Annotated in this window: 11 protein-coding genes and 1 pseudogene; 8 read left to right on the top strand and 4 right to left on the bottom strand. The window is 51.3% G+C overall.

All coding sequences use genetic code 11. The features are described 5' to 3' along the window. From MVD07_RS09940 to MVD07_RS09925, 4 genes are all read right to left on the bottom strand, one after another. A partial coding sequence (locus MVD07_RS09940) for a phosphoadenosine phosphosulfate reductase family protein (protein ID WP_297501600.1) occupies positions 1-1,637 on the bottom strand: 1,637 nt, incomplete at its 3' end. 135 nt (positions 1,638-1,772) lie between these two features. Then, the gene (locus MVD07_RS09935; RefSeq protein WP_297501595.1) at positions 1,773-2,933 is read right to left on the bottom strand and encodes a hypothetical protein; all 1,161 of its coding nucleotides are present in this window, start codon (positions 2,931-2,933) and stop codon (positions 1,773-1,775) included. After that, positions 2,926-3,651, bottom strand: a complete 726-nt coding sequence (locus MVD07_RS09930; RefSeq protein WP_297501592.1) for a hypothetical protein — start codon at positions 3,649-3,651, stop codon at positions 2,926-2,928. Before MVD07_RS09930 ends, MVD07_RS09935 begins: the two co-directional genes overlap by 8 nt. A 13-nt stretch (positions 3,652-3,664) precedes the next feature. Then, complete coding sequence (locus tag MVD07_RS09925; RefSeq protein WP_297501590.1) at positions 3,665-5,023, bottom strand: hypothetical protein; 1,359 nt, start codon at positions 5,021-5,023, stop codon at positions 3,665-3,667. 345 nt (positions 5,024-5,368) lie between these two features. Here MVD07_RS09925 and MVD07_RS09920 point away from each other — a divergent pair, with 345 nt between their 5' ends. The 8 genes and pseudogenes from MVD07_RS09920 to MVD07_RS09885 form a co-directional block, all read left to right on the top strand. Next, positions 5,369-5,884: a hypothetical protein gene (locus MVD07_RS09920; RefSeq protein WP_297501598.1), complete on the top strand. Its 516-nt coding sequence runs from the start codon at positions 5,369-5,371 to the stop codon at positions 5,882-5,884. Between the two features lies 1 nt (position 5,885). After that, a complete protein-coding gene (locus MVD07_RS09915; protein ID WP_297501587.1) occupies positions 5,886-7,751 on the top strand; it encodes a hypothetical protein in 1,866 nt (621 codons plus the stop codon). Positions 7,752-7,796: 45 nt separating this feature from the next. Further along, positions 7,797-8,396 (top strand): chromosome assembly protein, encoded by a 600-nt coding sequence (locus MVD07_RS09910; RefSeq protein WP_297501584.1) that lies wholly within the window; start codon positions 7,797-7,799, stop codon positions 8,394-8,396. Next, positions 8,393-9,004, top strand: a complete 612-nt coding sequence (locus tag MVD07_RS09905; RefSeq protein WP_297501581.1) for a hypothetical protein — start codon at positions 8,393-8,395, stop codon at positions 9,002-9,004. The genes MVD07_RS09910 and MVD07_RS09905 overlap by 4 nt, the downstream gene beginning before the upstream one ends. A 47-nt stretch (positions 9,005-9,051) precedes the next feature. Then, positions 9,052-12,354 carry a serine/threonine-protein kinase gene (locus MVD07_RS09900; RefSeq protein WP_297501578.1) on the top strand — a complete coding sequence of 1,101 codons (3,303 nt, stop codon included), beginning with the start codon at positions 9,052-9,054 and terminating at the stop codon, positions 12,352-12,354. A gap of 12 nt (positions 12,355-12,366) precedes the next feature. Beyond that, a complete protein-coding gene (locus MVD07_RS09895) occupies positions 12,367-13,992 on the top strand; it encodes a serine/threonine-protein kinase (RefSeq protein WP_297501575.1) in 1,626 nt (541 codons plus the stop codon). Position 13,993: 1 nt separating this feature from the next. Next, a complete protein-coding gene (locus tag MVD07_RS09890; protein WP_297501572.1) occupies positions 13,994-15,118 on the top strand; it encodes a pentapeptide repeat-containing protein in 1,125 nt (374 codons plus the stop codon). 40 nt (positions 15,119-15,158) lie between these two features. Next, positions 15,159-15,403, top strand: a pseudogene (locus MVD07_RS09885) (ATP-binding protein); the annotation flags it as partial.

Raw genomic sequence — 15,403 nt, 5'->3', positions numbered from 1 at the left:
TTCCCGGCCCTTATGTAGTTTTCGCCTTCCTCGACCTCCCCGAGGATCGGTGCGACCTCGCGAATCCTGTCGAGGTTCACGACGGTATTGAAGCGAACTGTGAAGACTCCATCTTCCGTTTCCATTACCGAATACTTGACAGGCTCCCAGGAGCGTTCCTCCGGAATTTTAACGCCAAGCTCCCTAGCTATTGCCTTTTCTCCCCTGCTGAGCTTCTTCCAGCGCCAGAAGCCATAGGTTATCCACTCGTCCGGCATACCGAAGCGCTTCTTCCAGCGCTTAAGCTCGTTCTCCCACCTGCTCCAGAGCTCGGGCTTCTCCTCCTTCAGCGTGTAGATCTCGGCGAGTGAAGCGCTGGGACAGAGAAAACAGCCTATTCTATCCAGCCGGTCCTCGTAGAGCGGGTTGTACTTAAGCCCGCGGGAGAATATGTAGAGCCAGACCTCGAGGGCGCGCCAGTGGAATATGGGCGATGCCCCAGTCTCGTTCGGAACCCAGGGGTTTTTCCAGACGCGGGGTTGCTTGAAGCGCTTTATGCTCTCGTACTTCCTCTGGCCAACGAACATGAGAACCCCTTTAGGGTAGTTCTCCTTTATCGCCATCGTTATCGGACCGAGCTTTGTAACCTTACAGCACCAGCGGTAATCGCGACCGGGCGGCGAGAAGACGTGTATTGCCCTCCAGAAGGCGTCACCAGCGTCTGCAACGATGAACTTTATCCCCTTCGGCTCAAGCTCCTTCTTCAGTTCCTCGACGTATTCGAGCGTCTCCGGGAACTCTATGCCAGTGTTGTTGAAGAAGACCGTGAAATCATCCCCGAACTCCTCGAGGGCAAGGCCGAGAACGGCCAAGCTGTCCTTTCCGCCGGAGAAGGCCACCGCGACCGGAAGGTCCGAATACCTGTTCGCGGTCTTCCTCATAAAGCGCCTTGCTTCCGCGACCTTCCTCTCAAGCTCAATGCTGTTTGCCCTTAGAACGTCCTCCATCGTTGCTTTCTTCCCCTCGCGGTAGTTGGCTGACTTCTGCCTTCTCACCTTGACGCCGGTACCGCGTTCTTTGTTAGCTAATCCCTCGTAGTCCTTCTTCGCTATGCCTGTGGCAATGACCTCGCTGTCTTCGGAAACGAGTATGACATCGTCCCCGCGCCTTATGCTCGGCTCGGCCTCAATTATGCCGACGGGGAGGAGGTTGGAGCCTTTCAGGATGGGTTCAACCGCACCTTTGTCAACGATTACCCACTTATTCATATTCTTCTTAAAGCGCTTCCAGAGGGCTATGGCGCCCTCCACCTTGAGGCCCGGCTTCCACCTCAGCTCGATCGGGTCGAAGCGCACCCAGCCGAAGACGTAGCCGTCGAGGATTATCTCATAGACGTCGTCCTCGCCAGGGGTCTTGTTGAGGAGGACTATCTTACCGTTAAAGATCTCGCCGACATCGACGCCGTAGTGCTCCTTGAAGACTGAGCGGATGAACTCGATGTCCTTCTCGAAGGCGAAACGCAGGTCACCAGGAGGTGTTATGTTGAGCCTGAAAACCTTCTCCTTCCCGTGAACTGCGCAGCTATCGCCGATGAGCGGGACGTTGCACTCCTCACACCAGTTTATGTAAGCCTTACCGAGATAGACAGGCCTTCCCATTTCTCTCACCTGAGGCGAGAAAGGGGCTGGGGTTTATAAGTTGGGCGGTTACGTATAAATCGTCTCGCTCAAAGCCACGGAAAATCCAAAATCTTCCCATCCAGTTTCAATTTCGGAAATAAAAATTAAAACGGATTAAAGCTTTAACATCCTGTTGTATGCTGTATCAAGCAACGAGACTAAGACTTCTTTTATTTCTTCAGAGGGGGCTATCCCCTCTCTTATCCTACTCCTTATCGCATCCACAAACTCATCAAGCTCGCCCGGCACAGGTTTTCCTTCAGGAATTGCCTCCGTTATTGCAGCCACGGCAGAGTATGCTGCGGGCAAATCTCCCTTAAGGATGCTTTCTCGTGCTTTCTGGAACAATTCTACCAAGTTCACAGTTTGATGTTTATCACTTTCTCCAGCATTGACTGAAACAACGTTGTTTTCACCAACGGTTATGGTTACGGGACCCTCGGCATTGGTGACGGTGATAGTGGGTCCGGCCATGGAAAGGTTCTTGGTAATTTCCTTGGCCATTCTCTTTAACATGTCCTCAAAGGGTTTGAGCTGGAAGTCCCTTTCTAATCTTTGTATGTCCACGTTATGCTTCTGGAGATAAGTTTTAATATCGACTATGGAATTTAGGTTATCCCTAAGGTACTTAAGAGCATTCTTTGGATTGTATTGATTGGGGATTAAAATGGTAAGAAGATTCAAAGATCCGCGGAAATCCAGATCTTTAGGATCTTCAACTTTGTATTCACCAAGTATCACTCCTCCCCTTGCTCTAACTCCTCCGGAACCTCCAAACAGCGCATAATCCATGGCATGAACATCCTGACCAAGGATCAACTCGGAGTCCCCAAACAGATCAAAGACTTCAACCTCATCTTCTGTGGTTATGGTACCCCTGATGGAGACGACGTAGCCACCTACCTTTGAGCGCCTTCCAAGGGCTACGTGTGACTCGGTGATAATGTTTCCTAGTACGTTAACTTCTGAACCTATTTCTGCTTCCCTGGCCACAACATTCCCAAGTACTTTAGAGCCATCTTTAATGACAACTTTTCCATTGCTCTGAACGTTTCCAACCACCGTAACGTTTCTGCCGATTAGGACGATGTTCTTGCCAAAGAGTGAAGATGTTATCACGGGCTCTTCATCCGTGGAATCTCCTACCTCAATCGTTCTTGCAACTATGAAATCCAAGACAACGGCAGGTCTCTCAATTTTGACATTGTCCTGTAGTTGTCCCTCTTCCGGAAAAACTCCATCTCTCCTAACTCCAGTTATCAACATTTCAACCACCCAACGCCTTCCGTATCTTTTCAACTTCCTTCTCAGTCAGTATTCCTCTCTTAACCAATCTATCCAAGTTTTTCAGCCCAACTTTCATAACCTTATCAGGATTTTCTTTCTCGGCTTCTCTTAGTAGATCGAGTTTTAAGGATTTTAAGAAGCCCTCCAGTTGTTCACTCAACGAAGGTAGCGGGACTAGGTGGTATCCCTTCTTAGACTTATTGACAACAGATAGTGAGATGAACTTCTTATCACCACGTTCCGACACGATCACCCAAACGGGAAGATAGAGCAGCGTTGGTGTCTTCACCGGAACGTTGAGCTTTATAGGCCCAAGGTTCCATATAAACTGTTTGTGACTCTTCTCCAGATACTCAACGGTACTAACAAAGTCTGAATATGCACTCCTGAGAGTGTTAAGACGATGTTCTATCGGCGCCTTGTGGTAGTTCAATTCAGTCTGTATCACAGTTTCATAGAATTTCTCGAGAATCTCAAAGTGTTCGTCTCGCATATCAATGAAATCGTCCAAATCCTTACGGACTTTACGTATTAAGCCAGTGTAATAGTCCTGGATTTCCTGTATTCTGCGTTCGCCATTTTCTTTTATTTCGGTGATTTTTTCTTCCATCTCGCTTTTTAGTTCCTCTATTTCCTCCTCGAGCTCTTCGATTTTCTCAAGATAACTCTCGTATTCTATTCTTATTTTCGCCGCTTTCTCCTCCAATCTCCTGACTTTGCTATACCAGTTTATCCGCCTCCTTGCGGGCCTTATTTGCACGGCTTAGGTAGCTTCTCCGCTCGGAGGCAGTTTCAGCCCAGTCAGCCTTTGATTCATACCTACTTGCTTCATCTTCGTATCTTTCAGCTTGGGAGGTTAGATTAGAGATCTGTCTCTCTATTGAACGAAGTTCTTTCTCTCGATCTTTGGCTTTTTCCTTCAAATCCCTGACACGCTCTTTTTTCCGTCCAATCTTCTCTCTATATTTCTCCTTGGTGAGATCAACGAGCCTTCTGGTTTCATCTTTAACATTCATAATTTCCCGCTCCATCGAGGCTACATACTCCGAAACCCTGCCACGTATCTTATTCTCCGCCCGGTCTATGTATCTCTGAAAGACGGCTACTAAAGAATTGGGGGAATATGTTGAGTTCAGTCGCACATGGTACCTGTGTTGTACATAGGCGTAACCATATTCCTTAAGCTCTTCCTTTGTAGGTGTTGCGTGAATGTTAACCCCTCCAAAAAGGGCCTTTTTCAAAAGTTTCCTTACTTCAGAGAAATACGAGTCTATCCTTACCAGTAGTGCCATTAAACTATTGTTAAAGACAACAAAGCTGTCTTCGACTTTTTCTCGAACGGAGGAGAGAATTTCCAGTTCACTTTCGGCCCTCTTCTCCAGTTGTTCTAGCTGTTTAACGGTTTCAACCTTCTTTTCAATCCCTTCGAACTGCAGAGCCTTTATCGGTTGACCGCCACGAGATATTTTCATTAAAACCTCCACCAGGGGTTTTATGAAGCCCGAATCAGAGGCAACTACCCGAGTGGATATCTCCGACTTTGGTGTCAGCGAGTTGGTTATTTCATGGAGTTTCTCCCGCAAGGCCACTTCGGAGTCAAAGGAGTCATAGACCGAGGGAAGCTCCGATGCGATTTTCGCTGCCTCCTCGACATTCACGTCCCTAAACACAAGCTCTTTAACAACGGTCCCGGGAACACCTTTGCTCTCAAAGTAATCGGGCCCAATAACAACGCTCCCGCCATCGTAGGGAACCAAAAGCAAGGGGACGTGGACTTTAGAAAGCACCCTCAGGGGATGAGGTTTTATTGCGATCTGGCCGAGAGCTATTATCCCGAGTCCTGCCCCAATAAGACCAAAGGCCATTGCAGCATTGCCCGTCTGTACGAGACTCAAAACTCCAATTCCAGAAGTTATGGCTCCGGCCAGAAAAGCGAGTTTTCTTTTCCTCAGCGAGCTCTCAAAAGATATTTTGTACGCCTCAACGGTTATAAGGGCCTTCTCTTCCTCCTCGCTTGCCAGGGTATTGTCAATGATTATACCAGATTTTGGAACCAGGGAAGTAATTTTCTGATCCATCTGGAACCCTCCTAACGTACGTAAATATCAATCAGACTCAACTACAATATCGTAAAAAGGTTTTTAATCTTAACCCATGAGCGTATTTCTGTTTAAAATCGTCCCGATAATTTTCGTAATATAGAAAAATCCTATCCTTTAAAAGAACCGCAAAAAGCCTCCTCGAATGAATTTCACTAACGTTCCACAGCTGCGAAACACGTTTATCTTTGGAATTCCAAAACCCTAAGAGAGCACGATGCGGTGCCAAAACAATTGGTTCGCCAGAATGAACTAGGCAATCAACCTCCAAAATGGAGAAAACTTTATATAGGATGGACCACCAAAAAGAATCGAGTGGTGAAAATGGGATACATACTCTTCGTGGGCTACGATAGCGACGCCGAAAGAAAGCGCATTGACTACCTCCTTGACAGGTGGGCGGAGAGGGCAGTTATAAAAAAGCCCAGGGGGACGGTGTTCTACATAGAAACAGAGAACCCAGAGGAGTTCTTTGAAGAGCTTTTCTCAAAGCTTGAAGGGGATGTGGAGGACAAAGTGGAGGTTTACGAGGCAAAGCCCCTGAAGGAGAAAGTCCGGGCCAGGAAGCGAACCCTTGAGTACACCCTGCCGGAGGAAAAGAGGGTCGTCGAGCGCTTCATCGACTACCTGATGTCAAAGCTCAACGCGGGCTTCGTAGGAAAGGACGCCCTGGCGAAGACATACAGCGTCTACACGAGAAAAGGACGGGCCATCATAAAGGTCCTGACAAAGGGAAACGGCAGTTCCCACGTGGTCTTTGAGATTGAGGGCTTTGGGGAGGCCGTTGATTTTCTGGCCGATAGGATTGACGAGGAGCTGAAACTCTTCGCGGGTGATTGAAATGGGAATATTCGAGGAGGGGAGGACGGACTGTGTTAAGGCCCTGCTGAAGCCGGCAGAGCGGGTTTTGAAGCAGGGGATAGACATACAAGTTGAGGACTTTGAGAGGCGCCAGAAGCTTTGGAACCAGGTAAAAGAGGCCTATGACAGATATCTCGACGGGGAATGCGGTGAGTTCCTTAGGGACCTCGACCTCCACTTCCGGAGTAAGTTCGAGGGAGCACTGGCAGTATTGGCGTGGAGTTTCTGGAAGAACGAGGAGTCGTATCCTCCAGCCAAAAGGAAGTACAGAGACAGGGAAGTAGAGGCCGTCGAGAGGGTTCTTCGCTACAATGTGTTTGAGATATATACAACAGATGACGTCATGACAAAGATACTGCACAGGGACTCAAACATCCTTGGACTCTTAAGGGAGTACAAGGCCGTTAACCGGTGGCTCGATGAGGTCCTCAACGATCCAGAAGTCAAGTTGCCCCTTAGGCATTTTCTCAAGGGCAAGTGGGCCTCGTATAAGGGTAAGATCGAGGAAGCCATGAACGAGGCAAATAGGCGCTTTGACTGGTTTGAGGATCTCCTGTCCGCGGTTGGAGAGGAGGAAAGCGTCATTGAAAAAACATACCAGAAGGAGATTATACGCAAAGACCAGGAAATCAAGCGCAGGGAGGAGGAGATAGAGCAGCTCCAGAACGCCATGGCAGAAATGCTCCGGGAATTTGAGAGGGAGCGCGAGGAAATAGCTAAGCGCGTCACCGCCGCCAAGGAGGAGGAGATAGAGAGACTAAGGCAGGAAAAGGAAGAACTCCAGAGAAGGTTCGAGGGGGAGAAGGCCCGGCTCGTTGAGGAGATAAGCCGGATGAAGGACGAGGAAGCCCAGAGAAAGCTCAGGGAGGAGCTTGAGAAGGCCGAGCGGCAGATGATGAGCCAGGTTGCGGCCATGGAGGACGAGATAAGGAGGAGGGAACTCCAGCTGAAGCAGAAGGAGATGGAGCTTAAGCGGAGGGAGCTTGAACTCCAGCAGAAGGAAGACGAGGTTTCAAAGAAAATCCGGAAAGTGATGGAGCTGGCAGGAAAGGCCGAAAAAGGCTCACGCTTCGTCAGGCGCGACGAGGCGAAGATAATGGAGATGAACTTCGCGGGCAGGATGAAGGGCAAGTTCAAAGATGATTTGAAACTCCTTGGAAAGACCTTCAAGGTCGAGGGCGTAGAGGAGAGGGGCACCTTCGATAAGACTCCATTCGCCAGAAAGCTAAGCGAGCGCGACCTCAAGAACGTTCCGGACAACACAATGGTCGAGGTTCACCTCAGGGAGAAAAAGCTCCTCGGAAAGAAGGAATCCCTGGTGGTTAAGGCACTCTTCTACGGCCGGCCAGAGCGCTACGCCGACGTTGGCTTCGACACCGACCCCGTTGAGCTGGCCGACGTCAACGCCCTCCTCGTGGATGCAAGGAACGAAGCGAAGGACGGCAGGGTTGTTCTCCTCGTTGCCTCCCCGACCGGCTTCGAGAAGCGCATCAGGGACTATGTCAACTCAAACGACTTCCACAGGAACTTCATATCCGAGAACGTTTCGCTGGCCTTGCTCGACTTGGAGAGCGGTGAGCTGATCTACAACCCCCACGACGAGTACGCCAAGGCCTTCGAGCCTTTCCTCCGGCTGGAGCGCGATGAGGAGAAGATGGCCAAGGTCAGGGGCTTCATCGAGGAGAGGATAAAGACCAGGGGCTACGTCCGGCTTGAAGATGCTTCTGGAGAGTTCCCCGAGGACCTTGTGAAGAAGGCCTTCCAGGAGCTTGCCAGGGAGAAGGGCTACGCCACCAAGTTCATCGATGGCGTTGGCTACGTCCTCGTAAAGGAGGGCTTCATCTGAAACTTTCGTTGTTTACCTGGATAACGCTCACCGGAGGTGTGGAAGATGGGAATCCGCGACATGTTTGGAAAGAAGAACACCATAGAAAAGCTCTCCCTGAGGGAGCTTCAGGCCGAGGAGATAAGGCTGAAGAACAGGCTTGAGCGCCTTAAGAAGGACATCAACCAGATCGAGAAGAAGAAAAAGCAACTCTTCCAGGAGGGAATAGGAGCGGACAAGCTCAAGAAGAAGATGCTCGCCCAGGAGATTAAGGGCCTCGACATGGAGCAGAAGCTGAAACTCAAGGACTTCACGACCGCCCAGAGGCAGTACACCCTTGTGAAGAACCTGATAATCGTCAAGAAGTACGAGAAGGAGCTGAAGAAGACGGGTCTCTGGGAGAAGCTCAACAGCGTCGAGCCGGAGGAACTTGAGCAGGCGCTCATCAAGATAAACCTCGACGGCAAGGAGTTTGACGAGATGGTCGAGGGCCTCAACAGGGTCTTCGAGATGGAAGTTGCGGAGTTCGAGGAGAGCGAGGACGAGACAGAGAGGGAACTTATGAAGGCCTGGGGGCAGGTCGAGGCAGGCGAGGCCGACGTTGAGGAAGTGGCCGATAAGGTCGTCTCCATCGACAGGAAGCTCGAGGAGGACGAGGAGCTATGAGCTTCCTCTCCCGCTTTTTTGGAAAGGAGAATCCCCTCGACGTGCCCCTCCCAAAGCTCAACGAGAGCAAGATCAAGCTTGAAGTTCAGATCCAGAAGATCGAGAACGAGATAGCCAGCATAGACCGGGAGATAGCCCTCCTCTTCGAAAGGGCCAAGGCCGCGAGGAGCAAGAGCGAGGAACTGACGATAGCGACGAAGATCAAAACCCTCAACCAGCGCAAGAAGAACCTCCAGGCGACCCATGCCCAGCTCAACAAACAGCTCATGCTCATAAGCAACCTCGCGATAATCAAGGAGAACGAGGCCATTCTGAAGGACACGCCGACGTGGGACATGCTCCGCAGCATGTCGCCGGAAGAACTCGAGAGGAACCTCGTCAGCATGCAGCTCGACGCCCAGAACTTCAGCGAGAACCTCAACCAGATGCTAGGCATAACGGACCAGACGCTCAACGCCGGCGTGGATTTCGAGGAGGACGAGGAACTGGCCGAGATAATGAAGACCATCCACGCGGTCAAGGAGGGTGAGCTTGAGCCTGAAACTGCAGCGGAAAAGGTCTCCGGCGAGGAGAAGGAGAAGAAAAAGGAGTGGTTGGAGGAGGTTTGATTTTTTGTTTTTTATAGATACAATGGCAAACAGTAGGAGGTAGAAAGATGAAAAAGCTCCTGAGTTTGTGCATGATAATACTTATTGTCCTTAGTTTTTCAGTGATATTCATTCACCAAAATGTCAGTGCAAGCAATTTGATTTTCTATGATAACTTTGAGTCAGGAGATTATTCAGATAATTGGATAGCTGGGAATGTATCACTTCACTATCCCACAAAAACAGAGGTAGTTATAACCCCAATAAGGAATGCATGGAAGGAAGTCAATGGATACTTAATAGGCACAGATGGGATAAATCCCAGAACTGGAGAGCCAGCTGGAGGGGATTGGATTTACATTTACACAAAATTCAAAATTCCAACAAGAGGGGTTATTATAACAGCTAAGGTCAAACTCCAAGATGATTCCAATGCTGTTATAGCACTTATTGCGGATGATCCCAAGAACAGCACCCATATTCTTGCGGGAGCAAGTATAGTTGCTTATCCTCCAGATAGTGGATGGTATGCTTATTCTGGAACTGGGACTAAGGTTCACATGACTGGAAATACTGATGGCAGTGTGGTCAACGGCAAGTGGTACACTGTTAAGATCGTCATTCCGCCCAATGGGTCAGAGATTAAAGTGTACGACGGTGATACTGGAGAACTCAAAGTTGTAGATAACTATTATACGGTTCCAAACACTACAGCGTATTTAGTGCTAACTGCTCGGGGAAGTTGGGGCAGTGGAGCAAACGTGACATATGATTACGTTAAAGTGACCACGATGAGCGGAGAATCAATTGACGCTACTTCTCTTAATTCCCTTTGCAATTCCAATATGTGCATACAGTTTGAAAATCCTCCTGCAGGTGCCTACACTGGACGACTTACCCAGTTCAAAGTTGACATTAACGAAGATTCCAATCCTTCCAATGATCCAAACCTCTTCATAGGCGACCTTAGAGGATGGCAATCTCTTAGATTGATATATTCAAACTGTTGGGCAGATATTAATGGCAACTACGATGTTAGTTCAGACAGAGTTGTTTTTACAAGAACTAACAGCGATGCTGGGATAAAAGAGAAACTGACGTACACTCTTGATCCATCAAAGACGGTGTTCTACGCTGACACGGATTTAACAATAATGAACGACCGTAAGGATGACATAACCTATGGGATGGCTTTTATCTCAGACATCTACGTTACCAGTGATCCGGGGGAGACCACTTACGTAAAGGGATTTGGGATTGATGATAACTACATTGACAGTGCTGATCCTCAAAAGGTCTACAGCTGGGCCAAAAACTTGGGATTCAACGCCACTATTAGGGAGGGAAAATACACCTCAGACTATGTTACCACGATCAATGCTCCCAACTCACACCTCGTATACATGAAGATAGAGAGACCGGATGTAGGCACCTACTACTTGGGAATATACTCATATTCACCCAGATATGCTCATCTTATAACTTCCTCCTCTTGGCCCCATACAAAGCAGACCTCATTCTACCTTGAAACACCAGGGGAGGAACTATACAGTGGGGAGCAACTCAATGGTAAATTCGCGATTATCTACGCTCAATCACGGGAAGAGCTTTTTTCAATAGCCAAGGAGTTGGGATATTCTTCTTACTCATCCCAAACAACGACCACATCTTCTACAAGCACTCCCACCCAAACAACCACAACTTCTCCGACCTCCACGAGCACCACAACCACAAACAGCCCCGCAGTGACCACAACAACGGTTACGACAACGACCACAGCAACTTCCACCCTCGCTCCCATCGCCAGCTCGGCCATAAACACTGCCAAAAACATTCTCTCAAAGGTGCCAGGCTCCGTGGACACGGGCGATGCCCAGACGATGCTCGACGAGGCCCAGAAAGCCTATGAAAACGGTGACTACGAACTCGCTAAGAAGTTCGCCGAAACTGCCCAGGCTCTGGCCGTTAAGTCCTACTACGACGCTCTGAGGGTGGAAGTCCAGGCAAAGGAAAACCAGGGTTATGACGTTTCAAAGGCCAAAGACCTCCTCCAGCAGGCTTACAATGAGTACCAGCGGAAGGACTACGAGAAAGCGCTGGAGATACTCACGCAGGTGGACCTTGCGCTGAAGGGAGTCTCGCCCTCATCTTCAACCAGTTACTACCCCTACCTGGCGGGTGTTTTGGTTGTGCTTGGGGCTGTTGCGTATCTCGCCGTCTCGCGCAGAAAAGGAGGGGAAACAGCCGCTAAGAAGCCGGAGAGCGTTGCACCAACCAGCACTTCCCCATCCTCCACGGGGAGAAGGGGGGAGATAGTGGGAGAACTCGAAGAGCTTTACACCGACTTCGAACTCATCGGCCAGGGCGGTTTTGCGTGGGTTTACAAGGCCAGGAGAAAGAGGGACGGGAAGGTCGTTGCACTTAAGATACCAAAGAACTTGGACCCTGCAACGGGTAAGTCTTTCCTCAGGGAGATAACCCACTGGTTCAACCTCAAGCATCCAAACATCGTTGAACTCTACGACGCCAATGTTCTTCCCGTGCCCTACCTTGAGATGGAGTACTGCGATAAGCCTCTCTCTGCCCTCAGAAAGCCGATGGACGTGCAGCAGGCGGCCATGATGGTTTTCAACATCGCTGAAGGCTTGAAGTACGCGCACTCCAAGGGAATCATCCACCGCGACCTCAAGCCCTCAAACGTGCTCTTGAAGAATGGTATCCCGAAGATAAGCGACTGGGGACTGAGCAAGGTCATGAGCGAGAGCAAGAGTTCAACCACAACGACCAGCTTTACACTCCTCTACGCGGCCCCGGAGCAGCTGTCAAAGTCTCAGTTCGGTCACACGGACGAGAGAACCGACATCTGGGCGCTGGGAGTCCTCTTCTACGAGCTGGTTACGGGGAAGCTGCCCTTCGACGGAAGCGACTTGGGAGAGATAACCTTCTCAATCCTGAGTAAAGAACCGATTCCGCCGAGCAAACTCAACCCCGATGCCAGTTCGATGGAGCCGATAATAATGAAGATGCTCGCCAAGAGGAAGGAGGACCGCTACCAGAGCGTTGAGGAACTCCAGAGGGACCTTGCAAAGATTCTGAACCTTACCCTGTCGGAGGGGCTTAAGAAGAGCAGGGATATCAAGACAACGGTCTTCTACATCGGTGACCTGGCGCTGGTCAACCTCAAGCTGGGCAACCTCTCCGAGGCCCTGAAGTACCTCATCGATCTCCAGCTCTACACTGGCGGCAACAACTCGGACCTGAACTGGCTCGTCGACCAGGTCAAGCTTGCGGCCGAAGAGGGCGTTAGTCTCGGCGAGGAGGCCGTTATGAAGGCCGACATCATAATACATCAGATAAAGATGGGAAGGTGACGGTGGGAAATCATGGCTCACAGGCGCAGAACTCCCGAGGAAGATTTCCTCTACCGGCTCTTTGTGGCTTTCTTTTTAATCGCCCTGTTGAAGAGCTTTGGTTTAGTCTTAGCTCTCTTCGTTTTCCTGCCCCTCATCCGGAGGATCCTGCTGGAAACGTCCACCTCCAAGAAACCTGCCCCTCCCCGAGGAAGAATTCCCCCCAAAACGAAAACGCCTGACGTGGAAAACTTCCTGGCGCGCGGACTGTCTGTTGAGGTCCCAGAAAACCTTCTCCCGGGTGCGACCGCCCTCCTCAAGGTCGGCTTTAGAAACACGTCGAAGAGGCCTGTGAGTGTGGAGATAGACCTCAATGGGTTCTCCCGCGTCGGAAAGATATCCCGGAGGGGGGTTCGCCTGAATGTAGCCCCCAACGAGGGGAAGCACGTCTTCGTTGAGTTCATACCCCTGAAAGAAGGCTCCTTTTCCGTCCCCGTCAGCGTGAGGAGCGGGGCCGTTAGAATCAGAAAAGATGTCCCCCTCACCGTTAAAGCCGTTGGAAAGCCCCTTCCGCCCGAGAAAGAGAACGCCAAAGGGGCCTTTGGAACCCTTGACGAACTCTTCTCCCGCTACCGCTCGGTTGAACTCATCGGGAGCGGCGGTTTCGGTAGGGTTTACCGGGCGGTCAGAGGCGACGGAAGTGTTGTTGCCCTCAAGGTGCCCCATTCCCTCAACGAGCGGACGGGGAAGACCTTTCTGCGCGAGATATCGGCCTGGCTCTCCCTGAGGCACCGTAACATCGTCGAGTTGTACGACGCCAACCTATACCCCTACCCGTACATAGAGATGGAGTACTGCGACAGCTCGCTTGAGAGGCTTGACGTCCCCCTGAGCTGGGAGGACGCCGCCAAGATTGCCTTCGAGGTCGCCGAGGGCCTCAAATATGCGCACTCGAAGGGCATAATCCACCGCGACCTTAAACCGAGCAACATCCTCCTGAAGGGGAGAACGCCGAAGATAAGCGACTGGGGGCTGGCCAAGCTCATGACCGAGACGAGCACAACTTCTTCGGCATTCACGCCCTTCTACGCCGCCCCCGAGCAGATAAGCAAATCGAGGTTCGGCTCAACCGACGAGAGGACCGACATCTGGCAGCTCGGCGTTCTCCTCTACTGGCTGGCCACCGGAAGGCTGCCCTTCGAGGGGGAGGACTTCATCGAGGTGGCCGGGAAGATAACGATGGAAGAACCGGCTCCACCGTCGGATATAAACCCTGACTCAAAACCGCTCGAGCTGGTTATTATGCGGTGCCTCGCGAAGAGAAAGGAGGAGCGCTATCAGTCTGTCGGTGAGCTTCAGCGCGACCTCGGGGGTCTCCTTGGAGGGAAGTACTCCAGGGAGCTTGAGATGAGCACCGACTTTTCCCGCTCGGCTTACTACGCGGGCGAGCTTGCCCTGCTGAACCTGAAGCTCGGGAACACCGCGGAGGCCCTCAAGTACCTCACTGAGCTTAGGAGGTACGCCGGGAATCACCAGAAAGAGCTTGAGCAGCTCATCTCGCAGTTAAAGCTCGCGACCGAGGAGGGTGTAAAGCTCGGAGACGACGCAATTACTCGGGTGGAGATCCTCGTGAACGAAATAATGACCGGAGGGGGCTGAGGTGAGGTGCACCTACGAGTACCGCAGGGCCATCAAAGAGTGCCCCCACGAGGCCGTTGAGAATGGCCTCTGCATCTTCCACCTGCCCGAGGGAGGGAAGGACTTCAAGGGGGCAAACTTAGAGGGGGAGGACTTAGAGGAGGCCTACCTCAGCGAGGCTGACCTGAGCGGGGCAAATCTTTCCGGGGCGAACCTCACCCGAGCAGACCTTAGCGATGCCAACCTCTCCGGGGCAAACATAGGCTGGGCGGGTCTCTACGAGGCAGACCTTAGCGGGGTTAGGGCAGAGAGGGCGGACTTCACAAGCGCCGACCTGAGGAATGCTGATCTCAGTGGGGCTTCACTGATAGGCGCGGACTTATCGCTGGCGGACCTCTCGGGGGCAAATTTGACGAGAGCTGATTTGAGGGGAACCGAACTATACGGGACAAACCTCAATGGTGTTAGCCTCGTGGGTGCCGACCTGCGGGGGGCAAAGCTCTACGGCGTCAGTATATCCGGGGCGAGAGGGATCGAGTACGCGCGGCTGGACACTACGGTCGTAGAGGAGAAGGAGGGAGATAGGCTCCTGAAGGAAGGGAAGTTCTCGGATGCCGTTGAAGCCTACAGGAAAGCCCTTTCGGTTTACATCTCGCTGAAGACGCTCTTCAGGGGGCGGGGTCTCTACGGAAAGGCCTCTGCTTACAGTGTTGGTGAATGGCGCGTTCGGGGAAAGATTCAGAGAATAGCTCACCGTCATCCGAGACCCGCAGAGCTTGCCGAGTTCGTGCCCATAACCGGAGGGAGCGGGAGGAAATGGCTCATCGCCTTTGAGGGAAAACTGCGGTACTGGGCGAACGTCCTCTACCGGCTGGCCTCAAACTATGGCGAGAGTCCACTGAGGATTCTGGCAACGACGGTGGTTGTGATAGGAATCTTTGCTTTCATCTACTGGATGGGCGGTGGTATTGAAAGCAACTCAGCAAGGAACGCGCTCTACTTCAGCGTCGTGACCTTTACAACGGTTGGATACGGTGATATAGTACCGAAAGCAGGCTACCAGCTGGTAGCAGCTGCAGAGGCGTTTATCGGAGCATTCATGATGGCTTTCTTTGTTGTCGTGATAAGCAGAAAAATTATTAGGTAGGAGAAAGGAATGACGCGTATATATAAAACGGGGTGGTATCATGCCGGTTGATCTTTCCGGACCGCTGATGAGCGCCTTTAAGAAGGCTAAGAGGGAATACGAGGAGGCAGTTAAGAGGGGCGATGCCGAGACGGCAAAGAAAAAGGCCCTCGAGTGCGCCCGCATACTTAAGCAGCTCTCGAAGTACGATGAGTTCAACCGAGAGAGCTATCTTAGAAAGGCCAAGAAGTGGGAGGCCCTGGCAAAGGACATAGAAGGCGGGCGCCTTCAGAGGACGAGAAACAG

The organism is Thermococcus sp. (assembly GCF_027008145.1).
Classification (GTDB): Archaea; Methanobacteriota_B; Thermococci; order Thermococcales; family Thermococcaceae; genus Thermococcus.
This window is presented reverse-complemented; position numbering and strand designations above follow the sequence as displayed.

Coding starts and splice junctions, on each gene's coding strand:
- MVD07_RS09925 (WP_297501590.1), bottom strand. CDS start 5,023: ATGGATCAGAAAATTACTTCCCTGGTTCCAAAATCTGGTATAATCATT.
- MVD07_RS09920 (WP_297501598.1), top strand. CDS start 5,369: ATGGGATACATACTCTTCGTGGGCTACGATAGCGACGCCGAAAGAAAG.
- MVD07_RS09915 (WP_297501587.1), top strand. CDS start 5,886: ATGGGAATATTCGAGGAGGGGAGGACGGACTGTGTTAAGGCCCTGCTG.
- MVD07_RS09910 (WP_297501584.1), top strand. CDS start 7,797: ATGGGAATCCGCGACATGTTTGGAAAGAAGAACACCATAGAAAAGCTC.
- MVD07_RS09905 (WP_297501581.1), top strand. CDS start 8,393: ATGAGCTTCCTCTCCCGCTTTTTTGGAAAGGAGAATCCCCTCGACGTG.
- MVD07_RS09900 (WP_297501578.1), top strand. CDS start 9,052: ATGAAAAAGCTCCTGAGTTTGTGCATGATAATACTTATTGTCCTTAGT.
- MVD07_RS09895 (WP_297501575.1), top strand. CDS start 12,367: ATGGCTCACAGGCGCAGAACTCCCGAGGAAGATTTCCTCTACCGGCTC.